This window comes from Paenibacillus sp. RU5M (genome assembly GCF_900221055.1).
Lineage (GTDB): Bacteria > Bacillota > Bacilli > Paenibacillales > Paenibacillaceae > Paenibacillus > Paenibacillus marchantiae.
On sequence record NZ_OBQM01000003.1, the window covers coordinates 610,324 to 635,313 of the forward strand.

25 protein-coding genes are annotated in these 24,990 nt (G+C 47.2%); 22 read left to right on the forward strand and 3 right to left on the reverse strand.

Annotated features, from left to right (window positions below):
• The first annotated feature begins 12 nt into the window (after positions 1-12).
• Complete coding sequence (gene purU, locus CRO25_RS13370) at positions 13-906, forward strand: formyltetrahydrofolate deformylase (protein WP_079695299.1); 894 nt, start codon at positions 13-15, stop codon at positions 904-906.
• Between the two features lie 80 nt (positions 907-986).
• Here the strand turns inward: purU and CRO25_RS13375 are convergent, their stop codons facing one another.
• Positions 987-1,487 carry a hypothetical protein gene (locus CRO25_RS13375; protein WP_079695300.1) on the reverse strand — a complete coding sequence of 167 codons (501 nt, stop codon included), beginning with the start codon at positions 1,485-1,487 and terminating at the stop codon, positions 987-989.
• Positions 1,488-1,920: 433 nt separating this feature from the next.
• Between CRO25_RS13375 and tkt the strand changes: the two genes are divergently transcribed.
• From tkt to CRO25_RS13400, 5 genes are all read left to right on the forward strand, one after another.
• Positions 1,921-3,963 (forward strand): transketolase, encoded by a 2,043-nt coding sequence (gene tkt / locus CRO25_RS13380; protein ID WP_063564404.1) that lies wholly within the window; start codon positions 1,921-1,923, stop codon positions 3,961-3,963.
• Between the two features lie 141 nt (positions 3,964-4,104).
• Entirely contained in the window at positions 4,105-4,422 is a 318-nt protein-coding gene (locus tag CRO25_RS13385; protein WP_053781719.1) for a pyrimidine/purine nucleoside phosphorylase, read from the forward strand.
• A gap of 187 nt (positions 4,423-4,609) precedes the next feature.
• Positions 4,610-5,965 (forward strand): glucose-6-phosphate isomerase, encoded by a 1,356-nt coding sequence (locus CRO25_RS13390; protein ID WP_063564402.1) that lies wholly within the window; start codon positions 4,610-4,612, stop codon positions 5,963-5,965.
• A gap of 164 nt (positions 5,966-6,129) precedes the next feature.
• Positions 6,130-6,762 carry a YigZ family protein gene (locus CRO25_RS13395; RefSeq protein WP_079695301.1) on the forward strand — a complete coding sequence of 211 codons (633 nt, stop codon included), beginning with the start codon at positions 6,130-6,132 and terminating at the stop codon, positions 6,760-6,762.
• 5 nt (positions 6,763-6,767) lie between these two features.
• Positions 6,768-7,370, forward strand: a complete 603-nt coding sequence (locus tag CRO25_RS13400) for a TetR/AcrR family transcriptional regulator (protein WP_063564400.1) — start codon at positions 6,768-6,770, stop codon at positions 7,368-7,370.
• Between the two features lie 194 nt (positions 7,371-7,564).
• Here the strand turns inward: CRO25_RS13400 and CRO25_RS13405 are convergent, their stop codons facing one another.
• On the reverse strand, positions 7,565-7,966 hold the full coding sequence (locus tag CRO25_RS13405) for a secondary thiamine-phosphate synthase enzyme YjbQ (protein WP_079695302.1): 402 nt from the start codon (positions 7,964-7,966) through the stop codon (positions 7,565-7,567).
• Between the two features lie 365 nt (positions 7,967-8,331).
• Here CRO25_RS13405 and cysT point away from each other — a divergent pair, with 365 nt between their 5' ends.
• From cysT to CRO25_RS13485, 16 genes are all read left to right on the forward strand, one after another.
• On the forward strand, positions 8,332-9,147 hold the full coding sequence (gene cysT / locus CRO25_RS13410) for a sulfate ABC transporter permease subunit CysT (protein ID WP_063564398.1): 816 nt from the start codon (positions 8,332-8,334) through the stop codon (positions 9,145-9,147).
• Positions 9,144-9,941, forward strand: coding sequence for a sulfate ABC transporter permease subunit (locus CRO25_RS13415; protein ID WP_064639962.1), 798 nt, complete (start codon positions 9,144-9,146; stop codon positions 9,939-9,941). Before cysT ends, CRO25_RS13415 begins: the two co-directional genes overlap by 4 nt.
• Position 9,942: 1 nt before the next feature.
• Positions 9,943-11,007 carry a sulfate/molybdate ABC transporter ATP-binding protein gene (locus tag CRO25_RS13420; RefSeq protein WP_079695303.1) on the forward strand — a complete coding sequence of 355 codons (1,065 nt, stop codon included), beginning with the start codon at positions 9,943-9,945 and terminating at the stop codon, positions 11,005-11,007.
• A gap of 56 nt (positions 11,008-11,063) precedes the next feature.
• A complete protein-coding gene (locus tag CRO25_RS13425; RefSeq protein ID WP_079695304.1) occupies positions 11,064-12,128 on the forward strand; it encodes a sulfate ABC transporter substrate-binding protein in 1,065 nt (354 codons plus the stop codon).
• A gap of 223 nt (positions 12,129-12,351) precedes the next feature.
• A complete protein-coding gene (locus tag CRO25_RS13430) occupies positions 12,352-13,959 on the forward strand; it encodes an ABC transporter substrate-binding protein (protein WP_079695305.1) in 1,608 nt (535 codons plus the stop codon).
• Positions 13,960-14,230: 271 nt separating this feature from the next.
• On the forward strand, positions 14,231-15,181 hold the full coding sequence (locus CRO25_RS13435) for an ABC transporter permease (protein WP_064639956.1): 951 nt from the start codon (positions 14,231-14,233) through the stop codon (positions 15,179-15,181).
• Positions 15,182-15,188: 7 nt separating this feature from the next.
• Positions 15,189-16,034, forward strand: a complete 846-nt coding sequence (locus CRO25_RS13440; protein ID WP_053781729.1) for an ABC transporter permease — start codon at positions 15,189-15,191, stop codon at positions 16,032-16,034.
• Positions 16,035-16,256: 222 nt separating this feature from the next.
• A complete protein-coding gene (locus CRO25_RS13445) occupies positions 16,257-17,282 on the forward strand; it encodes an ABC transporter ATP-binding protein (protein ID WP_079695306.1) in 1,026 nt (341 codons plus the stop codon).
• Complete coding sequence (locus CRO25_RS13450; protein WP_063564391.1) at positions 17,279-18,214, forward strand: ABC transporter ATP-binding protein; 936 nt, start codon at positions 17,279-17,281, stop codon at positions 18,212-18,214. Before CRO25_RS13445 ends, CRO25_RS13450 begins: the two co-directional genes overlap by 4 nt.
• Before the next feature lie 55 nt (positions 18,215-18,269).
• Entirely contained in the window at positions 18,270-18,716 is a 447-nt protein-coding gene (locus tag CRO25_RS13455; protein WP_079695307.1) for a hypothetical protein, read from the forward strand.
• Between the two features lie 158 nt (positions 18,717-18,874).
• Positions 18,875-19,654 carry an MBL fold metallo-hydrolase gene (locus tag CRO25_RS13460; protein WP_079695308.1) on the forward strand — a complete coding sequence of 260 codons (780 nt, stop codon included), beginning with the start codon at positions 18,875-18,877 and terminating at the stop codon, positions 19,652-19,654.
• Positions 19,655-19,787: 133 nt separating this feature from the next.
• Positions 19,788-20,654: an RNA polymerase sigma factor gene (locus tag CRO25_RS13465; RefSeq protein WP_079695309.1), complete on the forward strand. Its 867-nt coding sequence runs from the start codon at positions 19,788-19,790 to the stop codon at positions 20,652-20,654.
• A gap of 18 nt (positions 20,655-20,672) precedes the next feature.
• Positions 20,673-21,254 carry an ATP-dependent Clp endopeptidase proteolytic subunit ClpP gene (gene clpP / locus CRO25_RS13470; protein WP_072734265.1) on the forward strand — a complete coding sequence of 194 codons (582 nt, stop codon included), beginning with the start codon at positions 20,673-20,675 and terminating at the stop codon, positions 21,252-21,254.
• A 218-nt stretch (positions 21,255-21,472) separates the two neighbouring features.
• Positions 21,473-21,853: a GntR family transcriptional regulator gene (locus CRO25_RS13475; RefSeq protein ID WP_063564387.1), complete on the forward strand. Its 381-nt coding sequence runs from the start codon at positions 21,473-21,475 to the stop codon at positions 21,851-21,853.
• Positions 21,853-22,719 (forward strand): ABC transporter ATP-binding protein, encoded by an 867-nt coding sequence (locus CRO25_RS13480; protein ID WP_063564627.1) that lies wholly within the window; start codon positions 21,853-21,855, stop codon positions 22,717-22,719. Before CRO25_RS13475 ends, CRO25_RS13480 begins: the two co-directional genes overlap by 1 nt.
• Positions 22,712-23,338: an ABC-2 transporter permease gene (locus CRO25_RS13485; RefSeq protein ID WP_072734264.1), complete on the forward strand. Its 627-nt coding sequence runs from the start codon at positions 22,712-22,714 to the stop codon at positions 23,336-23,338. The genes CRO25_RS13480 and CRO25_RS13485 overlap by 8 nt, the downstream gene beginning before the upstream one ends.
• Before the next feature lie 186 nt (positions 23,339-23,524).
• Here the strand turns inward: CRO25_RS13485 and CRO25_RS13490 are convergent, their stop codons facing one another.
• A complete protein-coding gene (locus tag CRO25_RS13490; protein ID WP_256863638.1) occupies positions 23,525-24,946 on the reverse strand; it encodes a PLP-dependent aminotransferase family protein in 1,422 nt (473 codons plus the stop codon).
• Positions 24,947-24,990 lie beyond the last annotated feature (44 nt).

Sequence of the window (24,990 nt, forward strand, 5' to 3'; positions counted from 1 at the left end):
AAAAATAACCCGATGGAGATTCACGCTAAACAAGTACGTCCTGATGTTAAAAACCGCGCCGATCGGGCGCGGATGCTCATTTCCTGTCCGGATGGACCGGGAATTGTTGCCGCAGTATCCCATTTCTTGCACCAGCATGGTGCAAACATTGTACAGTCGGACCAATACACAATGGACCCGGCTGGCGGCATGTTTTTTATGCGGATCGAGTTCGATCTTCCACAATTATCGGTGAACCTGTCTAAGCTGGAAGCTGATTTCGAAGAAGTAGCAAACCGTTTCAAAATGGATTGGAGTCTTTCAGCGGTTAGCCGCAAGAAGAAACTCGCCATCTTTGTATCCAAGGAGGATCACTGTCTGGTTGAGCTGTTGTGGCAATGGCAGGCTGGCGATCTGGATGCAGACATTGCGCTTGTTGTGAGCAATCATCTGGATATGAAGGACTATGTAGAATCATTTGGCATTCCTTATCACCATATTCCGGTTACAGCGGATACGAAGAAGGAAGCGGAACAACGCCAGTTGGACGTCATCGGTAATGATATCGACGTGATTATTCTTGCGCGTTACATGCAGATCATTTCCCCGATGTTCATTGAGCATTACCGCAATCGTATTATTAACATTCATCACTCGTTTCTGCCTGCCTTTGTCGGCGGTAAACCGTATGCCCAAGCGTACAACCGTGGTGTCAAAATTATCGGTGCTACAGCTCACTATGTTACGGAAGAGCTGGATGGTGGACCGATCATTGAGCAGGACGTTCAGCGTGTAAGCCACGGGGATGATGTAACCGAGTTGAAACGCATTGGACGTACCATTGAGCGTGTAGTTCTTGCTCGTGCCGTGAAATGGCATGTTGAAGACCGTGTACTGGTTCATGAAAATAAAACCGTTGTGTTTTAAGCTAATGCTTTAATACTGCGCAAGGTTGATTCGTAAAGATACAGTTCAGTTCTATTCCGAAAAAAAGAAAAGGCGGTCCCCTATTCATGTCTGAAAGGGGGATCGCCTTTTTGGTTGTGCTTCTGGCTGTGCTTCCATACATGACCGCACCAACCAACGACCACGCCAAATAACAGATGCCCTGTCAGCCAGTAAAGTATCGCTTTTATATCATATAGATCAGGCACACGACTCGACAGCTGGGAGAGTGGGATATACAGCAGGGAAGAGAGAGCGCCGATCAGGACGCCTTTGGATATCGGATGACCTGAACGCTGAATCCACCATATGTAGAAGTTGCCAATGATTATGGAAACGATAAGATGCAGCCCAAATTCAATGAACTCAGGTAGCGTGGGCGGAAGCCATGGAACAAAATCAATGTTCATCAGCAAGGTATAGACTTTTTCACCAGTGTAAGTCTGAATAGCCTTTAAAAAGAACCCGAGCACCAGTCCGGATGTAAGACCTGTTAAAACCCCGGCTTTCCAGGGTAATATGTGCTTTAGCGAATTTGTTGACTTAGCCAAATGTTCCGGCATATGTGAATCCTCCTTTCCATATGAAGTACAGCCTGATGTGCACAAAAGTCCGATTTTTCCAATCATGATCAAGGACCATTATATGCAAAATCAACTTCGATATCTAAAAAGAGTATGGTTTTCCGCTTAAAGGTTATACTTCATCCGATGGATTTGCGATGCTGGCTGAGCTAGAAGATATGCTGAAATGCTCAGTATGACACTCTTTTTGCGCAACTGGAAACAAATCCCTCGTCATAAACAGCCGAATTTTCCCGATCTTCTAAAAGAAGGTTATGGAAAACCTTCACGCCAAGTGATACAATACAAAAGTGAATAAGTCAAAATGAAACACTCAAGCGGATTCACTTATTGTGAAATTCGGTTTGCTTGTATGATGAGAGGGATTCGCTTGCGCAACCCGACTTATCTAAAGACATGAGGAGGACAAACCATGACTGACAAGAACGAAGCGATTCAAAAGGAAGAGAACAACACCATCGACAACCTGTCGATCACTACCGTACGTACACTGGCGATTGATGCAATCGAGAAGGCAAATTCCGGACACCCGGGAATGCCTATGGGCTCCGCTCCAATGGGGTACCAACTTTTTGCAAAAACGATGACACATAACCCGGACCACCCAACTTGGGTTAACCGGGACCGTTTTGTTCTGTCCGCAGGACATGGCTCCATGTTGCTGTACAGCTTGCTTCACCTGAGCGGGTATGACCTGCCTATGGAACAATTGAAACAGTTCCGCCAGTGGGGAAGCAAAACTCCGGGTCACCCGGAATTCGGACATACTGCAGGCGTTGACGCAACAACTGGACCACTGGGCCAAGGTATTGCAATGGCTGTAGGTATGGCTATGGCTGAAGCTCAACTGAGTGCAACATATAATAAAGACAAATTCAACGTAATCGACCACCACACTTACGCAATCTGTGGTGACGGTGACTTGATGGAAGGCGTATCCCATGAATCAGCTTCCCTGGCTGGACGTTTGCACCTGGGCAAATTGATCATGTTGTTCGACTCCAATGACATCACTTTGGATGGTAAATTGAACCTGTCTTCTTCTGAAAGCATCGCGAAGCGTTTTGAAGCTTATGGCTGGCAAGTGCTGCGCGTTGAAGATGGTAACGATCTGCCTGCAATCCAAAAGGCAATTGAAGAAGGTCAAGCAGATACGCTTCGTCCTACACTGATTGAAGTTAAAACTGTAATTGGTTACGGTAGCCCGAACAAACAAGGTAAAGGCGGCCACGGCGGTACTCACGGATCTCCACTGGGTGCAGACGAAGCTAAATTGACTAAAGAGTTTTACAAATGGGTTTACCAGGAAGATTTCCACGTTCCAACTGAAGTTCGCGAACACTTTGCACAAGTGAAAGATCGTGGTATCTCTGCTAACAAAGCATGGGACGAGAAATTTGCTGAGTACAAAAAAGCATTCCCTGAGCTGGCAGCTCAATTCGAAACGGCAATCAATGGCGACCTTCCAGAAGGTTGGGATCGCGATCTGCCTAAATATGCAGCAACAGACAAAGCTGTATCCACTCGTGTAGCATCCGGTAATGCACTGAACGGTTTGGCTCATAACGTGCCACAACTGACAGGTGGATCTGCTGACCTGGAAAGCTCCACAATGACTCACCTGAACAACCTGGAGAACTTCTCACCTGAAGATTATTCCGGTCGCAACATCTACTTCGGTATCCGTGAATTCGGTATGGCTGGGGCAATGAACGGTATGGCACTGCACAGTGGTGTGAAAGTATTCGGAGGTACATTCTTCGTATTTACAGACTACCTGCGTCCAGCTGTTCGTCTGGCTGCCCTGATGGGTCTGCCTGTAACGTACGTCCTGACTCACGACAGTATCGCTGTTGGTGAAGACGGTCCTACTCACGAACCAATCGAGCAATTGGCATCCCTGCGTATCATTCCTAACCTGACAGTTATTCGTCCGGCTGACGGTAATGAAACTTCTGCAGCATGGGCTTATGCGCTTGAGAACAAGAGCAACCCGGTTGCACTCGTACTCACTCGTCAAAACCTGCCGATTCTGGAAGGTACCGTTGAAGGTTCACGTGAAAACGTGAAACGTGGTGCGTATGTTGTCTCTGATGCAAAAGAAGGCAAAGCTGTTGCCCAAATCATCGCTACAGGCTCCGAAGTGCAACTGGCTGTCAAAGCTCAAGCAGCACTTGCTGAACAAGGCATCCAAGTTCGCGTAATCAGCATGCCGAGCTGGGATCTGTTCGAGAAACAGGACAAAGCATACAAAGAATCCGTCCTACTTCCAGATGTTAAAGCTCGTCTGGCGATTGAAATGGCTCACCCAATGGGTTGGGAAAAATATGTCGGCGACCAAGGCGACATTCTCGGAATCAACACATTTGGTGCATCCGCGCCTGGCGACCGTGTTATTCAAGAGTATGGCTTCACTGTGGAAAACGTGGTTAGTCGCGTAAAAGCATTGCTGTAATAGCTTGAAAAATGCTGTAGGAAGGACAGTTTAATTTCTGTCCTGCCTAGCAGCAAGTGATTTCCGGCAGAGAATGGGCGGGCAACCGCCCTGATCTGTTTTGCCTTTTGTTTTGATTAACTTCAGGGGGAGCGGGTATGCATGTCACAGTTTGATCAAGTCAGTGTAGTGAAAGAGGCCAACATTTATTATGAGGGCCAGGTAACTAGTAGAACGGTTATTTTGGGGGATGGCAGCAAGGTGACTCTGGGTATTATGCTTCCAGGTAGTTATGAGTTCGGTACAGATTCCCGTGAGATTATGGAAATACTGTCCGGCGATCTGAGAGTATTACTTCCCGGAGAAGAAGATTGGCAAGAGATTCAAGGTCAAGCTACGTTCCACGTGCCTGCCGAATCCAAATTTAAACTGGAGATACGCAGCGTTACCGACTACTGCTGTTCGTACCCGGCGGAATAATACAAGAAGGGTAACCAGAACCGCAAGTCGCGGATTCGGTTAACCCTTTTTGCTTCTTAAACTCTAACGACAAAGTTCGGGCTGCAAGCTTGTCAGCCCTGTGGATTTGAAGTATCCTTAGGCTAAGTTGTTTTAGAATGGAAAACGGAAAAAAATACGCTACCGATATCAGGAGGTTTTATAGATCATGGCAAAAAAAGTGAAGTTTGACTACAGCACTGCCCTGCAATTCGTCAATCAACATGAAGTGGACTATTTCGCTGAACCGATTCGTTTGGCTCACGAGCAGCTCCACAACGGAACGGGAACCGGATCGGATTATCTGGGCTGGATCGACCTGCCTACCGCTTATGACAAAGAAGAGTTCTCCCGTATTCAAAAAGCGGCTGCTAAAATCCAAAGCGATTCTGAAGTGCTGATCGTCATCGGTATTGGTGGATCATACCTTGGTGCACGTGCAGCGATTGAGATGCTTACGCACTCTTTCTACAACAATCTGCCCAAAGACAAACGCAAAACGCCTGAAATCTACTTTGCAGGAAACAACATCAGCTCCACGTATGTAACTCATTTGCTGGATCTGGTTGAAGGTAAAGATTTCTCCGTTAACGTTATCTCCAAATCCGGTACAACAACGGAGCCAGCGATTGCTTTCCGTATCTTCCGTGCAGCACTGGAGAAAAAATACGGTAAAGAAGAAGCTCGCAAACGTATCTATGCAACAACAGATAAAGAGCGCGGCGCACTGAAAAAACTGGCGAATGAAGAAGGCTATGAATCCTTCATTATCCCGGATGATGTAGGTGGACGTTATTCCGTTCTGACGGCTGTAGGTTTGCTGCCGATCGCAGCAGCTGGCATCAGCATCGAAGAAATGATGCAAGGTGCGGCTGACGCTTCTAAAGAATACAGCAACCCGAACGTAGCTGAGAACGAAGCATATCAATATGCAGCTGTTCGTAACGCACTGTATCGCAAAGGTAAAGGAACAGAAATCCTCGTGAACTACGAGCCATCCTTGCACTTTGTATCCGAATGGTGGAAACAGCTTTACGGAGAGAGTGAAGGTAAAGACTATAAAGGGATTTATCCTGCATCCGTTGATTTCTCGACTGACTTGCACTCCATGGGTCAATTCATTCAAGAGGGTAGCCGGAACATCTTCGAAACTGTGATTCAGGTTGCTGAAGTATCGGAGCATATTTCGATCCAAGCTGACCCGGATGATCTGGATGGTCTGAATTTCCTTGAAGGTAAAACAATGGACTTTGTTAACAAAAAAGCGTTCCAAGGAACACTGCTTGCACACACAGATGGTCAAGTACCAAACTTGATTGTGAACATTCCAGATATGTCTCCATATTCTTTCGGATATCTGGTATACTTCTTTGAAAAAGCATGCGGCATTAGTGGGTACCTGCTAGGAGTCAATCCATTTGACCAACCAGGCGTGGAAGCTTACAAGAAAAATATGTTCGCTTTGCTGGGCAAACCAGGCTTTGAAGAAGAGAAAGCAGCGCTGGAAGCGAGACTTTCTGAATAATTCATCGGTCTGCTCATATAGTTAAATAAGGTAATGTAATTACATTCGGGGAGTCATTGTGAAGCAATGGTTTCCCGGATGTTAAACCAAGGCAGTTCGTCCGCGTGCGCGCGGGGAACTGCTTTCTTGTAAAATGGATCAAATTGGTGGAAAGTTGGATAGGGATGATTGAACGTTATCGCACGGTTCGAGGACCGGGCAATCTGGAAATTGTAATCAAAAAGTCGCGATTTATCGGTCATATTATGCCGGTCACGACAGAAGAAGAAGCCAACGCTTTTATTGATGAAATCAAGAAAAAACATTGGAATGCTACTCATAACTGCTCGGCGTATATGATTGGTGAGCGGGATGAGATCCAGAAGCAATCCGATGATGGTGAACCAAGCGGAACCGCTGGAAAACCGATACTTGAATTCATCAAAAATCAGCAATTGAAGAATGTGGCTATCGTTGTTACACGTTACTTTGGAGGAATTATGCTTGGAGCAGGTGGGTTAATACGCGCTTATACGGATGGAGCAGTTGCAGCCATAGAAGCCGGGGAAGCGATTACCAAAGTGCTCCATCGTGAAGTGTTTGTTGAACTGGATTACACATGGCTGGGCAAAGTGGAAAATGAATTAAGGAGCCGGGAAGTCCGTACAGGTGAAACTGGGTTCACCGATAAGGTTACGTTGACTTGTCTTCCGCCGGATAGTGAAACCGGGGCATTTGTGGCCTGGATCACAGATTTGACGCAAGGGCAATCCCGGATCACGGAGGGACAGCGGCTTTATTTTATTGAAGGGGAATAAAATATATGGCTAGAAGAGCAGTCGAACAGGAGTTGTCGAGGGAGCGGATACTGGAGGCGGCAAGGCATCTTTTTATTACCAAAGGATACCGTGCCATTTCGATGCGAAGCATCGGCCAGCATCTAGGCTATAGTCATGGGTCGCTGTATTATCATTTTAAGGAAAAGGCAGAGCTGTTTTATGCCATCGTGGTTGAAGATTTCAATCATCTGGGGCATTTGCTGCTGCAAGCCATGGTCAGGCCAGTCATGGGCGGCGTGAGCAAGGTGGAACATATCATGATGGAGTTTATTCGTTTTGGTTTGGAGAATCCGTATCAGTACGAGATTATGTTCATGATTCGGGATGAGGAATTGCTATCGTATTGTCGTACAGAGCAAGGAAGATGCTTTGAATTGTTCGCCTCCATTATTCGGCAATACATGAATGAAGAGGGCTGTACAGAAGAGGATATTCAATGTGTACCACGTACGCTGTTTTTGTCCATGCACGGATTCATATCGTATTATATTCAGGACCGTTTAACCTTTGCAGAGATTGAATCGGCTGCGTTATCTCATGTCAAAGTACTCTGCCGTAATCTCCAACACCAGCCTGGCGTCCAATAAGGCGCTTTTGTCGCACTCCACACTTCAGGGCGGTGAATTGTCATAACATTAATTCTTTATAACGTTGTCTCGCGAAAGTTTTTGCGCGAAGTAGATCATTACAGGCGGGTTACATCCCTAGAATAGGGTGGGCCGCCTGTTTGTTTTTTTATTTTAATCAATGGCAAATCATTAGAAATGGGGTTGAAATGGAGCTAACCTTCCATGATTTTAAGGAAATATTCCCGTTGACGAGGACCATCAAATTCGCAAAAATAGATGCCCTGCCATCTGCCAAGCAGTAATCTGCCCTCATGTATAATCACCGTTTGTGATGGTCCGGTTGTGATCGATTTCAAGTGAGAAGCCGTATTTCCTTCAGCATGCCGATATTCGGGATGTTCCCAGGGGTATACTTCGTTTAGACGAAGCAGCACGTCATGTTTGACATCCGGGTCTGCATTTTCATTAATTGCAATGCCTGCTGTCGTATGTGGACAATAAATCAATACAGTCCCATTCTGCACACCGCTGTCACCGACAACCTGCTCCACCTCCCGCGTAATATCCTTCATCTCATCCCGTCGGGATGGCGATAAATTCTTCGTATATAACATATTACTCCACTCCTTTGCTCCACATTTTATCCTCTAGATTGTACCTTAACCATTCCATACCAAACAAACCACTTAGATAAAGGGGGATCAAAGAAATCTGGGGATAACAGCGATAGGATGGTTGTTCTGGCCGCGTAGTAGGCAGTGTAATTACATATGAATCCATCTCACAGGTAAGCCGATTTTATTCAATAAAAGCATTGACGATTAGCACTGCAAACTGGTAAAGTATCAGATAAGCAAAAACCAAGTAGACTAATGGGAATAATATTAAAGTAATAAAATCCAACTTAGGAAAATGGTTGTACCAAAGCAGGAAGACTGCCGACCGGACATAGAACCGGAGGCTGGGAGGGAATGCAGCAATGAATACCGTTCTTCGTCACAAGGGATGGACTTGGGGATTCCGCAGTACCGTATTGCTATATTTTATCGTACTCATTGTACTTCCAATCATCGGTGTGTACGTCAATTCCTTCTCTGAAGGATGGAGCAACTTTATCCAAAGCATTATGGACCCAATTGCATGGAAAGCCGTGCTGTTAACGATCCGGCTGGCTGTTATAGCTACGGTGATTAACGTCATTTTGGGAACCATGATTGCCTGGGTGCTGACACGTTATCGCTTTTTTGGGAGGTCGTTCCTTAACAGTCTGGTAGATCTTCCTTTTGCTCTTCCTACAGCCGTTGGTGGCCTGATGATTATGCTTCTCCTAGGTCCGATCAGTGCCATTGGCAAATTGGCGGAATCCATGGGTTTTGAAATTGTGTTTCACCAGCCTGCGATTGTGATCGCAATGACCTTTGTTACGTTTCCATTTGTCATCCGTGCGGTGCAGCCTTTGCTCGAAGAGATCGATCCTTCAGAGGAAGAGGCATCCTACACGATGGGTGCGTCGAAGGCTCGCACGTTCAGGCAGGTCATTCTTCCGTCCATGGCTCCGGGCATGATTAGTGGGGGAATGCTCGCATTCTCCAGAGCACTGGCCGAATTCGGGGCTGTTGTGCTGGTGGCAGGCAATATTCCGGGAAGAACATTGACGGCTTCCGTATTTATTTACGGCGAGATCGAAAGTGACAATCCAACCGGTGCCGCGGCCGTGTCCGTACTGCTCTTAACACTCTCCTTCCTGATCCTCTGGCTCATTAATCTGGTGCAGATGCGGGGGAGAAGACGATGAGGCGACTATTAATCGGACTGACGTTTGCGGTGTTCATTGTACTGCTGATCATCCCGCTTGGACGTATTTTTATTGGTGCATTTGAAGACGGGGCAGGAGGATTCCTGGATGGGCTGTTGCGCCCTGAGGCGCTGCATGCCTTGATGATGACTGGACTTGTTGTACTTGTCGTCACGCTGTTAAATACATTGTTTGGCGTTATGATGGCCATCTATCTTGTTCGCGCCGGATGGCTGAGTGACCGGGTGAAAGGGCTGCTGAACAGCATTGTGGATCTGCCCTATGCCGTATCGCCAGTCATTGGTGGATTGATGATTGTACTACTGCTGGGTCCCAACAGCATTATGGGCGCTTTTTTTGAAGGAATCGGATTTAATGTGGTCTATGCCTTCCCGGGTATGGTCATTGCAACGTTGTTTGTCACTTTTCCACTGATGGTTCGAGAGGTGATGCCTGTCTTGCAGGAGCTTGGATCTCAGCAGGAAGAGGCTGCGTCAACGCTTGGTGCATACGGCTGGAGAACGTTCTGGAGTGTTACCTGGCCTTCCATCCGCTGGGCGGTTGTGTACGGTCTTGTGTTGACGGTTGCCCGCTCGCTTGGGGAATTCGGTGCAGTGCTGGTTGTTTCGGGTAACATTATGAACAAAACGCAGACGGCAACAACGCTTGTATATCAGGATGTAGAGAATTTTAACGTAGCTGCCGCAAATGGTGTGGCATTGGTACTGGTTACTTTTTCTGTCGGGCTGCTGCTTATGATGGAATGGGCCAAGAAGCGAAAGGAAGTGCATTGAGATGCATGTGGAAGTCCGTGATCTGAACAAACATTTCGGTGATTTTCATGCGGTAAAAGATGTCTCGTTCGATATTGCCAAAGGCCATCTTATCGGTTTGCTGGGACCCAGCGGAGGTGGGAAAACATCCATTCTGCGTATGCTGGCGGGTCTGGAGAATCCGGGTTCCGGAGAGATTCGTTTTCACGGAAAAGTTGTAAACCATCTGCCTCCGCAGGAGCGAGGAATCGGATTTGTATTTCAGAACTATGCTTTGTTCAAACATATGACGGTATTTGATAATATCGCCTTTGGACTCAAGGTCAAAAAGGCTCCCAAAGCCCAGATCCGTGATCGGGTCATGGAGCTGGTTGAATTGACAGGGCTGAAAGGTTTCGAACAGCGTTATCCACATCAATTGTCTGGTGGACAGCGGCAGCGTGTCGCTTTTGCCAGAGCATTGGCCCCTGAGCCGCAGCTGCTGCTGCTGGATGAACCGTTCGCCGCCATTGATGCCAAGATCCGTCAGGAATTGCGTTCGTGGCTCAGAGAACTGATTGAACGGGTGGGCATCACTTCGATTTTTGTAACCCATGACCAGGATGAAGCGATTGAAGTTGCCGACGAAATCATGATTATCAGCCAAGGGCGCTTGGAGCAGAAGGGTACGCCATGGGATATTTACAAAAATCCAGAGACGCCTTTTGTTGCCACATTTATAGGGGAATCTACCGTTGTGGAAGACGCTTCACAGCTTAAGGGCTTCGAACATGCGGTGGAAGGAGAGCGCACACGTGCACTGATCCGGCCTGAGTATATCGAGATCGGTTTGAAAAACGAGTTTAGCATGCTGTCCGCTACTGAAAAGGGTACAGTCAAACACCTTCATTTCCGTGGAAGTGAATGGATGGTGGAAGTGGAAGTTGAGGGCCATAAACTCATTACGTATCGATCCCTGGAGAAAACAACGCTGCAAGTCGGCCAACAAATTCGAGTGCTTGTGCATCGGGCATATCTGTTCAATGATACCCATAGCTGGGTTGTTGAGAACCGATTGAAGGAAGATCCAATGCCGGTCATCATCTAATCAGAACATCATTTAATTCAGGAATGATCCTTATTTTTGGAAAAGAGGGGCTGCCCATGCAGACGAGGAAGAAGAAATTCAACCCTTTATATGTTGTCCTCATACTTCTGCTCGTCTGCATGACCGTTGGATGTAGCAAGCAGGAAGATGTGAGCGGACAGAACGGAACCTCGACGGACGACCAATCCAATACGCTGGTAATCGGTGCTTACAGTGTAGCCAAAGACGCCGTCGGAGAATTGCTGCCCAAATTTCAGGAAGAATGGAAGGCAAAGACCGGACAAACGGTTCACTTTCAGGAATCCTATGAAGCTTCTGGCACACAAGCCAGAGCCATTGTTGGTGGATTCGAAGCTGATGTTGCGCTACTCGCGATGGAAAGTGATATCGACAAGCTGGTCAAAGCCGATTTGGTCAGCTCCAATTGGAAGCAGGCTCCGAATAAAGGCATGATCACCCGTTCCATTGTAGTTCTGGGTACAAGAGCAGGCAACCCGCTGGGGATTCGTGATTTTGAAGATTTAACCAAGCCGGGTGTTAAAGTGCTTTATCCTAATCCCAAGACGTCAGGCGGAGCACAGTGGGACATTAATGCCATCTATGGTGCAGGGTTGAAGTTATCTGAGAAGGAGCAAGGCAAGAAAGATCCTGCCGTGGCCAAAGCTTTTCTGGAAAAAGTACATGAGAATGTCGAGTCACTGGATAAGAGTGGTCGATCCTCTATGGCGGCTTTCGAATATGGCGTGGGTGACGTTATCGTTACGTATGAAAATGAATTGCTTGCCCGGATTGCCAAGGGTGTAAATTATGACATCGTGGTTCCCAAAAACACGATCCTGATTGAAAATCCGGCAGTTGTCGTGGACAAATATGCAGATAAGCATGGCAATCGTGAATTGGCGGAGGCTTTTGTAGCCTATCTACGAACACCGGAAGCACAGCGCATTTTTGCCAAGCATGGTTTCCGTTCGGTAGACCCTGAAGTGTTTGCAGAGACGAAGTCCTCGTTCCCAACGCCAGAAGGTCTGTTCGATATTAACTACCTCGGCGGATGGGACAAGGTACGCAGTACACTGTATTCCAAACGAGGCGTATGGTACCAGGTGTTAGCCGGGTTGTAAGCCCGTACGAGCATCGTCCTGTTATTGAATTTCAGAAGATGAATTGTCATCCAAACCTTCATTTCACGACATAACGTGAGCTGGAGGTTTTTTGCATTGCTAGACAATAATGTTATTTCATTTAAACCCGATAGGTTAAGTTGGAAAAAATCGTTGCAATTTGTCGAATCCTTGCCTATACTATCTAACAGAACGTTAAATTACAGCGAGGGGAAATATCATAATGAAATCGAAAAAAATGTGGCTGTCATTGATGCTGGTTCTGGTTGTGGCAATCATGAGTGCATGCGGAAGCAGCGGTGACGGAACAAGTTCTTCGTCTAATACCGCAGAAAATACAGCAACAACGGATGATGGGCAACCGAAAGACGGAGGAAGCATCATTATTGCCGTTCAGGACGATCCTAAAGTGATGAATCCGATCTACGCGGGTGACCGTGTAACGTTGACGATTGATCAATCCTTATATGCTCCACTGTTCAATGTGAATGATGGCAAAAAAACGTATGTGCTCGCAGAAAGCGACAGCTTCTCTGATGATCACCTGACGTATACATTGAAGCTGAAAGACGGTCTGAAATGGCATGACGGACAGCCTCTGACAGCCGATGATATTGTGTTCACAATGGACAGCATCCTTGATGAGAAACAGCACAGTTCTTCCCGTAGTCAGTATGTTTTTGATGGCAAACCGGTGAAAGTAACCAAGGTCGATGACCTGACGGTGGAATTCAAATTGCCGGAAGTATCTGCTGCTTTCGAAGGAGCATTGGTTTCTTTCTCTCCAATCCCTAAACACATTTTCGAAGGCGAAGCCGATATTGAGAAAAGCGACAAAAACAACAACCCGATCGGTTCCGGTCCGTTCAAGTTCAAGGAATACCGTCCGGGCGAATACGTAACACTGGAACGTTTTGATGACTACTTTGCAGGCAAAGCTCATCTGGATAGCGTGACGTATCGTGTAGCGAAAGATCCAAATGCAGCGAACCTGGCTTTGCAAAACGGCGAGATTCAAATGCGTATGGTCGACACACAGGATTACAACAAATTGAACGACACAGGCAAATTCAACATGCTGACTTACCCAGAAGGCCGCTTGCAATACATGGTGTTCAACCTGAACGTGCCTTCGATGCAAAAGAAAGAAGTTCGTCAAGCCATCGCTTATGCTTTGGATAAAAATGAACTGATCACCGCTTCGTATTCCTCAGCTGATTTTGCTGAACCGGCTCCGTCCATTCTCACACCGGACACGCTGTACCAAACGGATGATGTGGAGAAATACGACTACAACGTAGAAAAAGCAAAACAATTGCTGGCTGATGCAGGCGTAAGCAACTTGAAATTGCGTCTTGCTTACACAAATACGAACAAACCACAAACAAGCCAAGCGCTGTACATTCAGCAAAAGCTGAAAGACGTGGGCATTGAAGTGGAATTGCTGCCGATGGATGGAACAGCTTATGGTAACCGTACACTGGACATGAACAATACAGACTTTGAATTGTCCTTTGGTGGATACATCATGGGTTATGAGCCAGATGCTTATAAATCTCTCTTCTTGAGTGATGCGGCATACAACTACTCCCATTACAAAAATGCCGATTTCGACAAGCTGTGGAATGAAGCAGCCGTTCAAATTGACGAAACGAAACGTGGTGATTTGTACAAACAAATCCAACAAACTGTAGCAAACGAAATGACTGTATACCCAATTGCCTACACGAATGCTGTAGTGGCTGTGGATAACACATACGGCGGCGTTGAAGATGCAAATCCAAAACCAGTCGTTATGCTTGAAGATCTGTCCAAAATTTATAAAAAATAATCATATAGAATGAACGTATTGTTTGAACCTTTGAGATTTACAAAGAACGTAGAGGGCAGAAAAAATCTGGAGAAACGACGTGTTCGCCTTTATCACTGAATTTCTTCCTCTAGAATACGAAATCAAGAAATCTAGTGATAACAGCGATCGGAAGATTGTTCTGCCATCGGAGTGGCCGATGTGAATCCTTTGTTCAATCCACTTGCGTTCATTCTATATAACAAGCCAATAACGCCGGCCGCGAGGCCGGCGTTGATTCGGAGGTGCCCATGTGAACAACTATATTGTCCGAAGGATCGCACAAGCGATCCCTCTTCTTTTTGTAATCTCCATCGTATCGTTCACCTTGATCAAGCTGGCGCCGGGCGATCCGGTGCTTTCCTTTGTTACCCCGAATATGGGGGCAGAAGATGTGGAGCGTATTCGGCAAAACCTCGGTCTTGATCAACCGATGTACGTGCAATATGTCGTATGGCTCAAAAATGTACTGTCTGGTGACCTTGGTTATTCACTGGTGAACCATCGCCCGGTTGCCGAAATGATTGTTGAACGTTTGCCTGCTACGTTTGGTTTAATGGGGGCATCGCTATTATTGTCTTTGCTGATCTCCATTCCGCTGAGCATGATTGCGGGTTCGCGTCAGAACAGTCTGTTTGACCGTGGACTCAGCCTGATCTCATACATCGGGATATCGATTCCTAGCTTCTGGTTCGGTATGATGCTGATCTATTTCTTTGCAGTAGAGCTGCACTGGTTGCCAAGTATGGGTATGCGAACGGTTGGTATGGACTCCGCTTGGGATATTATCAAACACGGCATTTTGCCATGTACCGTTTTGACCTTCATGAACGTATCCGTGTACATGCGGTACATTCGATCGAATACAATCAGTCAACTGGAAGAGGACTATGTTCAAATCCAATATGCCTACGGGGCAACCAAAGGAACGGTACTGCTTCGTCATGTACTCAAAAATGTACTGCTGCCTGTAATCACGATTCTCGGTATGTCTTTGCCGGAGCTGATTGCGGGAGCGTTTATTACGGAGTCCGTTTTCTCGTGGCCGGGGATGGGATCTCTCGGGATTTCGGCCGTTCACGGTTTGGATTATCCAATTATTATGGGCATTACGATGATGTCCTCTGTGCTGCTGGTCGTCGGAAACCTGGTAGCTGATATCTTATATGGCGTGGTAGATCCACGAATCAAGACAACGGGGTGAGACAAAAATGAATTCAATGCGCTGGCGTAATCTACGGACGCAGTTCCGACAGCAGAAACTGGGCCTTGCGGCTGTCATCATATTGGGCATCTTTGTACTCGCATCCCTGTTTGCGTTTCTGTCTCCACATGATCCAAATGAAATTGTAGTGATGGAGCGGCTTCAACAGCCGAGTGCAGATCACTGGTTTGGTACGGACGATTACGGACGGGATTATTTGGCTCGGGCGTTATACGGAGGACGAGTGTCTCTCGCCGTAGGTTTCCTTTCGATGGCAATTGCCGTTATTATGGGAACACTGGTAGGGACGGTTAGTGGTTATTTTGGCGGCTGGGTGGATAATACGTTGATGCGTATTGTTGACGTGCTCATGTCGATTCCATCCTTCTTCCTGATGCTGATCCTGAACGCATATCTGAAGCCGGGGATCGGTACGATTATTGTCATTATCGGGGTGCTGAGCTGGATGAATATTGCCCGGATTGTCAGGGCTGAGGCGATGTCGGTCAAGCAGCGGGAATACGTACTGTATGCGCGTGTATCGGGTCAAAAGCCTGGCCGGATCATTATGAAGCACATTATTCCCAACATTATTCCAACCATTATTGTCGCAGCAACCATCAACATCGCGAGTGCGATTCTGATGGAATCGTCACTAAGCTTCCTCGGACTGGGTGTTAAACAACCGAACTCTTCTTGGGGCAGCATGTTGAATGATGCACAGGGCTTTATTAGTGAAGCGCCGTATATGGCAATTTTCCCGGGATTGTTTATTTTGCTGACGGTGCTGTCGTTTAACTTCCTGGGGGATGTGTTCCGCGTAGCCTTCGAGCCCAAAGCGAACAAGCGATAGATGATTTTCGACTAAATATAGGTTCGACTAAACATTTTACACGAGAACGGAGAAGACAGAAATAACCTGAAGAAGCGAAGAGTTCGCCTTTATCACCGGATTTTCCCTTACGAAAAGGGAATCAAAAAAATCTGGGGATAACAGCGATCGGAAGGTTGTTCTGTCTTTGGAGTGGCTAGTGTAAATATTCTTTGGTTGAACTTACACAGCGGGGTGAATACAATGACAGATTTATTATCGGTCAAACAACTGAAAACGTCCTTTGCAACTCGGGAAGGTGAGGTACAGTCCGTCCGGGGTGTGAGTTTTACGTTAAAAGAAGGCGAAGTGGTTGGGCTGGTCGGCGAATCCGGAAGTGGCAAAAGTGTTACCGCCCGTTCGCTGATTCGGCTGATCCAGTCGCCGGGCCGGATTACGGATGGTCAGATTCTGTTCCGTGGAGAGGATCTGCTGACCAAGTCGGACAAGGAGCTGCGCAAAATCCGGGGCAACCGCATCTCGATGATTTTCCAGGACCCGATGACATCACTTAATCCAGTGGTTCTTGTAGGCAAACAGATGACAGAGGTCATTCATCGTCACCGGAAAATGGACAAGTCGGCTGCACGCAAGGAAGCGATTGAATTGCTGCGGCAAGTGGGCATTCCTTCTCCGGAAGAACGGATTGACCAATATCCACACGAGTTCAGCGGAGGCATGAGACAGCGGGTAATGATCGCCATGGCTCTGTCCTGCAAGCCGGAGTTATTGATCGCGGATGAACCGACGACAGCGCTGGATGTGACCATTCAGGCACAGATTTTACAGCTGATGCAGGAACTGAAAGATTCCACGCAGACATCCATTCTGATGATTACGCATGACCTTGGTGTCGTTGCTCAGGTCTGTACCCGAGTGATTGTGATGTACGGTGGACTCATTATGGAAGAGGGGCCAGTGGAGCGTATTTTCGCTCATCCCCAGCATCCATATACTCAGGGATTGCTGCGCTCCATTCCGAAGCATGGTGAGGAAGGTGGACGCCAGCGGCTGGCAACCATTGAAGGTACACCGCCCAATCTGCTTCATCCGCCAACCGGATGTCCGTTTATGGAACGTTGCCCACACGCCATGGAAGTATGCAAACAGATGCCTGCGTATACCGAGACTGCACCCGGTCATCGAGCGCTATGCTGGTTGCTGGACGATCAAGGTCGGGAACAACATCAAGTACAAACAGGAGCATCGTCAGAGGAGGTGGAGAAATGAGTACAGGAATCGATCAGCGTGAAGTACTGCTGGACGTGCGTGGTTTGAAAAAACATTTTCCGGTACGTGGTGCTGGCAAAGGCAAAGACGTCGTGAAAGCCGTGGATAACGTCAGTTTTCATATTCACAAGGGAGAAACATTTGGACTGGTTGGTGAATCCGGCTGTGGCAAATCAACGACTGGACGCAGCATCGTGAGACTCTATGATGTGACGGACGGAAGCATTATGTTTGGCGGACAGGATGTTGCGAAAATGAATGAACGCCAGTTGAAGCCTTTTCGCAAACGGATGCAGACGATTTTTCAGGACCCCTATTCTTCACTAAATCCGGGTATGAATGTCCTGCAGATTATTAGTGAACCCATGGAAATTCATAATTATGCTTCCAAAGCAGAGATGAAGGGGCGAGCGCTTGACCTGATGAACCGTGTGGGCCTGAAGCCAGAGCACGCGGAGCGTTATCCACATGAATTCAGTGGAGGGCAGCGTCAGCGGATCAGCATTGCCCGTGCATTGTCGGTGAACCCGGAGTTCATTTTGTGTGATGAGCCGTTGTCCGCTCTGGATGTGTCCGTACAGGCACAGGTGGTCAATATGCTTGAAGATTTGCAGGCAGAGCTGGGACTGACCTATTTGTTTATTGCCCATGATTTGTCGATGGTACGCCACATCTCCAATCGAATCGGTGTGATGTATCGCGGTAAGCTGGTGGAAGTGGCACCAACAGAAGAACTGTACCGTAATCCGGTACATCCGTATACCCAGGCATTGCTGGCAGCAATTCCTGTACCTGATCCAACGGTACGGAACGTTATGCCACCGATCTACAGTGGGGATACCGACCCATCCGCTCGGGGACGGGATGAAGAACCGGAGTGGATGGAAGTTTCACCAGGACACTTTGTATCCGGCTATCGAGACAGGATATAATGGATTAGGAATATCATGGAATAACGATATATAGTGACAGGAAGGTGTGAGTTGGATGAGTGCTGAGTTTAAGTTGTCCCAAAATACAGCCATTCGATTGGAACAGGCTCGTAGCAAAGGCATGTCGGATGCAGCTTTGTTGGAAGCGATACAGGCCAAAGATGTTGCTGCTTTTGATGCCGTGTCTGAGGAGCACTACAGATATGATGATCTTTTCTCCTATGCGGACGAGCATGGCGAGAATCTGGAAGGCGCGGTTAAAGACGGCTACCGGATTACCTTTAACACTCGTGGTGGTCTGGGGATCTACTTGGAGAAGTCCTTCGGATTACAGCCGGAGAAAGACTTCACTGTTGGTGAAGGCATCGTAACCGGGTTGAAATTAAAACCGGAGCAGGCAGATGTGCTGGCAAAACGCCTTGCATCAAACTGGGTGATTACCGAATCCAAAGATGTACCTGAGGGCCAAGAGCTGACGTTGAAGCTGCGGGCTTTGGTTTAGTGAAACAACAGACTGTCCCGTTTGCAGTGAATAACTGCGGCGGGATGGTCTTTTTTTTTTGCAAAAATAGAGGTGGGAGATTACAATTTACATATCATTAATCGGATGGAACATAAATTTGGATGTATTGCTTCCGGGATAGAGAGGGGACTTTCATAATGAATCAGCTAACATTTCTGGGAACCGGGGATGCGATGGGTGTTCCGCGGGTGTATTGTGATTGTGACGTTTGCACAGAAGCCCGACTTACGGGGATCAATCGCCGCAAACGTGCTGCTGTTTTGATTCATAGTGATGGCGAGCACGAACCTTTCATGATTGACTGCGGACCGGACTGGAGATCACAGATGGAAGACCAGGGGATGCGGATGGTGCAGACGCTGCTGATCACTCATGCGCATTTTGATCATATTGGAGGCTTGCCCGAATGGGCAGATGCATGTCGATGGTTGGGTGTAAAAGGGCAGTTGTATGCACCACGGGAGGTGATCACTACCATCCAGAGTCAATTTCCATGGCTCGGTCGTCATATGAATTTCATGGAAACGGATGCGGATATTGAGCTCGGTGGATGGAAGGTGCATTCCTGGAAAGTTTGCCACGGTCATAATGGCTATTCGTATGCGTATCGATTGGAACGTGAAGGATACACCTGGGCGTATTGCTCGGATGCCATTGATCTGAAAGCTGCGGAGAAGCAGCCGCTATACGGGCTCGATCTGCTGGTACTTGGAACGAGCTTTGTTCATGAACTTGCGGAATTCTCCACACGCTCGGTGTACGATATGGTTGAGGCGCAGGAGCTGTTGCAGGATTTAAAACCGGGTCAGACCTATTTTACACATATGTCTCACGACGTCGATGTACGCCAGAATTATGATCTGAATCAGGGGATTACGCTGGCACTTACCGGTCTGAAGGTGAAGCTGGGAGAATAGGACAACAATGCTAAAAATAAATTCAGAAGAGCGTATCCTTTGCCGGAGGTTCTTCGTTTACATAGTGTAAGGCAATTACAGCAAGTGAATTGAAGCAAGATCAATCAGGAACCAACAAAGGGGGGCCCCAAACATGGCCTTTGTGAAGTCCGTGGATTGCAGAATCAACAGACCACATAATGATAAACAGGTTGCACCATTTAGCCATTCCGGTGTTCAAACCGGATATACGTTAGAGCAAACGATTGAAGCTGCGCTTCCGAGCCTGCTGGGCTCGTTGTACGCCTATTGCATGTCATTGACTGGTTCAGTCTGGGAGACGGAGGATCTGGTTCAGGATACATGTGTTAAAGCATTATCCTTTTCAGCTACCCGAAGAACGGGAATGACAGAGGACATGAACTGGGAAGCCTATCTTATCCGTGTTGCACGCAACACCTGGATTGACGCCATACGGAAGCGTGAGAACTTGGCAAGCAAATTGGAAAGCATGAAGCCATTTATGCAGGAATTTGAGGAAGAAGAGCGATTCGAGGAAGTCGAGTCCGCTGTTCAAATCCTTGTGGATGAACTGCCACCGTGGCAGCGAGCGATATATATGTTACGTGATTTGATGGGATACACGACGGTAGAGACTGCTAAACTGTTGGATACGACGGAAGGGGCGGTCAAAGCTGCCCTAAGTCGTGCCCGCTCTGCTCTGGCGAAAGTGAGGCACAGCCTGAACGAAACGGATTCTGATCAGACGAATCGATTGGAGGAACATCAGCAAAATCGAGAGGAACTGCGCAGTTATTTACTGGCGTTCCGCAGCGGTGATACAGCCCGTTTAATTGATCTATGCCTGAATCAGACCGATGATCCGATGGCTGTGGCGGGAACGATTTTGCAGCAGACTCTGCCGTCTCAATCAATGCAGCCAGTGATGTACAGTTATTCAAGCTCCGGTACGAATTCCATGTCGTATGGGGGAGGATATACGGTCAGCATGGTTGCATAAACCGGGGAGGCAAAATGCATGAACGTGGTACCTTATGTTGTTGAACAGACAGCCCGCGGAGAGCGGAGCTATGATATTTATTCCCGTTTGCTGAAAGATCGGATCATTATGGTGTCCGGGGAAATTGAGGATCAGATGGCCAATGCGATCGTGGCCCAGTTGTTGTTTCTGACCGCAGAGGACCCGGAGAAGGATATCCAGATGTACATCAACAGTCCTGGTGGTTCCGTAACTGCTGGATTCTCCATCTATGACACAATGCAATTCGTGAAACCTGACATTTCCACGATCTGCACAGGCATGGCGGCTAGCTTCGGTACGATCCTGCTGGTTGGTGGAACAAAAGGGAAACGGCTGGCGTTGCCGAACAGTGAAATCATGATTCACCAGCCGCTTGGCGGAACACGGGGGCAGGCCTCGGATATGTTGATTCATGCCAACCGGATTATCCAGCACCGTCAGCGCCTCAACAAGCTGCTTGCCGATCATACGGGACAGCCGATGGATCGGATTGAAAAGGATACCGACAGAGATTATTTCCTGACCGCTGTGGAAGCCGTCGAGTATGGTCTTGTGGATAAGGTGATTTCCAGTACGTAAGAAAAAAAGGTACCATACGTGCCAAGAAACACGACTAAAAAAACAAGGAAAATGAACAACAAAGTAGCCTGGGAGGTCATTCGACTTTTCGGGCTACTTTGCTGTTTTGTCTGTATTGGGAAAAAATTGAATGATTATTGACTAAATCCATGTACAGTGTATATATTATATATATACACTATACATGGGCTGGATTGAAACCAGTGAGGTGAGAGAACATGAACATACTAATATCAAACGCATCAAGCGATCCCATCTACATGCAGATTCTAACCCAGATTAGACAGAGCATTTTAAGCGGGGAACTGGTTGCAGGGGAGAGTCTCCCCTCCATCCGTCAACTTGCAAAGGATCTGCAGGTCAGTGTAATTACTACCAAACGTGTCTATGAAGAACTTGAGAAAGAGAAACTGATTGATTCTGTCGTAGGCAAAGGCTCCTTTGTTTCCGGGGCCAATCAGGAGTTTATTCGGGAACAGCGGCTGAAACGAATCGAAGATAAAATGCTCGATATCCTTCGTGAGAGCAAGGAACTGGGCATGAGTGTTCAAGATGTAGTTAAGCATTTTACGTTGCTAGTTGAGGAGGAAGAAGCATGATGAACGCAATTGAGTTGCGCAACCTATCCAAAACGTACCCCTTATTCAAGCTGGATCAGATCACTTTGGATGTAAAACAAGGTTATATTACCGGACTTATCGGCCCGAATGGGGCGGGGAAAAGCACACTGATTAACCTGATCACCGGCTTGATTCATCCGGACTCTGGGAGCATCAAAACATTGGGAAAAGAGATGCCTGCTCAGGAAGTTAACGTTAAAGAACGCATTGGTATTGTTTCAGATGAATGTTTCTATTATGAGCATCTTACGATCCGTGAAATGAAAAGCATGATTGCTCCTTTTTATAAGAAATGGGATGAAAAGCAATTTAACAACTACCTGGAGCAATTCGAATTGTCTCCCAAAAAGAAGATTGAAGAACTGTCCAAAGGCATGAAAATAAAATTTTCACTGGCTATCGCTTTATCTCACGATGCTGAGCTACTCATCATGGATGAGCCTACATCCGGGCTTGATCCTGTGTTTCGGAGAGAACTGCTTGACCTGCTTGCAGATATGATACAGGACGAAACTCGATCCATTATTTTCTCGACTCATATCACGACGGATTTGGAGCGTATAGCAGATTATATTACATTCATTAATAAAGGAAAGATTGTGTTTAATGAAGCAAAGGATGATGTGCTTGAAAGGTACACGATAGTAAAGGGGGACATGAAGCTGCTTGATGCGGACACGCGAGGACAATTCGTCGGAATCCGTGAGACAGCGGTTGGTTTTGAAGGCTTGGCAGATAACAAGGCGGAGGCAGAACGATTATTTGGCAATTATGCTCTTTTACATAGACCCTCCCTCGAAGACCTTATCTATTTTACGGCCAAGGGGGAAAAGCATCATGCTTAACTTGCTTCGCAAAGATTATATCGCTTTGAAAAGCTCGCTATGGTCCATCCTTTTTTATTTTGTTGTATTCAGTGTCGCATTTATCCCGACAGTGGAAATGTCGATGTATTTTGTAGGGATCTATACCGCTTTCGGTTCGATTATGCTTGCAACCATGATTGATATCAAAAACCATAATCATAAATTTCTTGTCACGCTCCCGCTTAGTCGCAGAAACATTGTGCAAGCAAAGTATCTGTCTGCCGTTCTCTATACGCTTTTTGGAGTTTTCGCTTCGTCAGGCGCTCACTGGCTGGTTAACTTTCTTTTTCCCGAACTGAACAAGCCCGACTTTTCGGTACTGGACATCCTGATTTCGATTGGAATGGTGCTGGTTTTAATTTCGATCTATATGCCTCTTTTTTACGCCCTTAGTAAAAAGGGAGCGGGAATAATTAATACGGTTTTCATGATCGTTCTTATTATTTTAGCGCAACCTGTCGCCTCGCTCTTATATATGGCAGGCGAGAACGGAATGGGTCGTGCTTCGGTTTATGTTTTTGTTTCAGTTTGCATTCTTCTGTTGTTCATTGTCTCCTATTTTGTAACGGTCCGACTGTTTGCAAGGAAAGATCTATAGGATGGATGAAGAAGAATTTCAATAAAAAAACTTTAAAACTTACTTTGCCAGTCGAGAACAGCAGAACAGCAGCCCAAAAAGTAAAGTCGCCAAACGGCGACTTTTTGTGTTACAGAAGATTTAAAATTTGTGACCTGCCAGACAAGCTGTCGTTAATCTGCAAATGCAGATTTTGCAAACGTATCATCACGTATTTTCAGCCAACGCAATGAGTCTGCTCATGCCTTCTCGGATTTGCTGCTCGTGAGCATAGGAGAAGGAGAGACGCAGCTTGCGACTGGCGTTCGCATCGGAAGGATCGAATACCGTTCCCGGCACAAAAGCGACGGAATGCTCCATGCATCGGTGAAGCAAGCGCCCCGTATCTACACCTTCCGGAAGCTCCGCCCAGATGTTGAGTCCACCCTCAGGACGAGTCCACTTCCAATTGGTTTGTTGAAGGCACTGTTCCATTACTTCCATCCGTAGCTGAATAGCGGTACGCAGCTTGGACAAGTGCTGGTGCATGCGTGGGGACTGGAAATAACGGAGGAAAAGCTTCTGATTAAGCAAAGGTGATCCGTTATCTGTCAGTGCTTTTACGGCTTGTAATCCTGGCATGAACCGGGGACGGCACATGATTGCGGCAATTCGTAGCCCCGGTACGACATATTTGCTATAGCTGCGAATATAGAGTGTATGCCCTGTAGTATCGTATGTGAAGATTGGCGCAGGAGGCTTTTCCTTGAAATAGATATCATAGGTACTGTCATCTTCCACCAGAAAACATCCGTACTGTTCCGCTAGCTCAGGTAGTTGTTTGCGTTGCTCGGTCGGAATATTGATGCCCGTAGGGTTTTGGAAGGTCGGCGTCATATAAAATACTCTCGGCTTTTCCTGCTTCATCAGGCGTTCAATCTGTTCCAGATCGTAGCCATGAGGATGAATATCCGTAAAAATTAACTTGGCACCTTGTTTGCGGAAAATTTCCATCGCAGGGCCATACGTTGGCCTCTCCATGAGCACACGGTCACCGGGTCTGACGAGACTGCGGGAGATCACATCAATGGCTTGCTGTGCCCCGGAAGTGATCAGCACTTCATCAGCCGAGATGTAGAAACGTTCTCTCGTCGTCAGATGGCTTGCCAAGGCACTACGCAGCTCCAGATCTCCTTGAATCGTGGAATACGTCCCAAGCAGACGGGGATATAAATCCAGCAAATCCCGCATTAATTCTCCCCAATATCGGTTTGGCAGCAGGGCGGGGTCGATCAATGATTTGGAAAATTGGTATTCCGCCTCAAGGGATTGCACGCGGGCAAGTGAATCCCAATGCAACCAGGCAGAGACTGCCGGGTCATCGGCCTGATCTGTCACGGGAGAAGGGTCAGCAGGACTGACATAATAACCGGACTTATCCTTGACGTAAACGTTCCCCCGTTCCTTTAATTCCTGATAGGCCTTAAAAACGGTGAGGCGATGTACACCGAGCAGCTCGGACAGGCTCCGCACGGACGGCAGCTTCTCATGCTCTTTCCACTCTCCGGCTTCGATCCGTACAACCAGATAATGTACCACTTGCTCATATAGTTTCAGGCTGTTATCTGTCATCATAATGGCTTTGCCCACCCGGCTCACGCTCCTTTTGAACTCCATTGTAACAGCAAACGGGA

Bases quoted from the DNA above. Each gene is read 5' to 3' on its own strand.
- purU (WP_079695299.1), top strand. From the start codon at position 13: ATGGAGATTCACGCTAAACAAGTACGTCCTGATGTTAAAAACCGCGCC.
- CRO25_RS13375 (WP_079695300.1), bottom strand. From the start codon at position 1,487: ATGCCGGAACATTTGGCTAAGTCAACAAATTCGCTAAAGCACATATTA.
- tkt (WP_063564404.1), top strand. From the start codon at position 1,921: ATGACTGACAAGAACGAAGCGATTCAAAAGGAAGAGAACAACACCATC.
- CRO25_RS13385 (WP_053781719.1), top strand. From the start codon at position 4,105: ATGTCACAGTTTGATCAAGTCAGTGTAGTGAAAGAGGCCAACATTTAT.
- CRO25_RS13390 (WP_063564402.1), top strand. From the start codon at position 4,610: ATGGCAAAAAAAGTGAAGTTTGACTACAGCACTGCCCTGCAATTCGTC.
- CRO25_RS13395 (WP_079695301.1), top strand. From the start codon at position 6,130: ATGATTGAACGTTATCGCACGGTTCGAGGACCGGGCAATCTGGAAATT.
- CRO25_RS13400 (WP_063564400.1), top strand. From the start codon at position 6,768: ATGGCTAGAAGAGCAGTCGAACAGGAGTTGTCGAGGGAGCGGATACTG.
- CRO25_RS13405 (WP_079695302.1), bottom strand. From the start codon at position 7,966: ATGTTATATACGAAGAATTTATCGCCATCCCGACGGGATGAGATGAAG.
- cysT (WP_063564398.1), top strand. From the start codon at position 8,332: ATGAATACCGTTCTTCGTCACAAGGGATGGACTTGGGGATTCCGCAGT.
- CRO25_RS13415 (WP_064639962.1), top strand. From the start codon at position 9,144: ATGAGGCGACTATTAATCGGACTGACGTTTGCGGTGTTCATTGTACTG.
- CRO25_RS13420 (WP_079695303.1), top strand. From the start codon at position 9,943: ATGCATGTGGAAGTCCGTGATCTGAACAAACATTTCGGTGATTTTCAT.
- CRO25_RS13425 (WP_079695304.1), top strand. From the start codon at position 11,064: ATGCAGACGAGGAAGAAGAAATTCAACCCTTTATATGTTGTCCTCATA.
- CRO25_RS13430 (WP_079695305.1), top strand. From the start codon at position 12,352: ATGAAATCGAAAAAAATGTGGCTGTCATTGATGCTGGTTCTGGTTGTG.
- CRO25_RS13440 (WP_053781729.1), top strand. From the start codon at position 15,189: ATGAATTCAATGCGCTGGCGTAATCTACGGACGCAGTTCCGACAGCAG.
- CRO25_RS13445 (WP_079695306.1), top strand. From the start codon at position 16,257: ATGACAGATTTATTATCGGTCAAACAACTGAAAACGTCCTTTGCAACT.
- CRO25_RS13450 (WP_063564391.1), top strand. From the start codon at position 17,279: ATGAGTACAGGAATCGATCAGCGTGAAGTACTGCTGGACGTGCGTGGT.
- CRO25_RS13455 (WP_079695307.1), top strand. From the start codon at position 18,270: ATGAGTGCTGAGTTTAAGTTGTCCCAAAATACAGCCATTCGATTGGAA.
- CRO25_RS13460 (WP_079695308.1), top strand. From the start codon at position 18,875: ATGAATCAGCTAACATTTCTGGGAACCGGGGATGCGATGGGTGTTCCG.
- CRO25_RS13465 (WP_079695309.1), top strand. From the start codon at position 19,788: ATGGCCTTTGTGAAGTCCGTGGATTGCAGAATCAACAGACCACATAAT.
- clpP (WP_072734265.1), top strand. From the start codon at position 20,673: ATGAACGTGGTACCTTATGTTGTTGAACAGACAGCCCGCGGAGAGCGG.
- CRO25_RS13475 (WP_063564387.1), top strand. From the start codon at position 21,473: ATGAACATACTAATATCAAACGCATCAAGCGATCCCATCTACATGCAG.
- CRO25_RS13480 (WP_063564627.1), top strand. From the start codon at position 21,853: ATGAACGCAATTGAGTTGCGCAACCTATCCAAAACGTACCCCTTATTC.
- CRO25_RS13485 (WP_072734264.1), top strand. From the start codon at position 22,712: ATGCTTAACTTGCTTCGCAAAGATTATATCGCTTTGAAAAGCTCGCTA.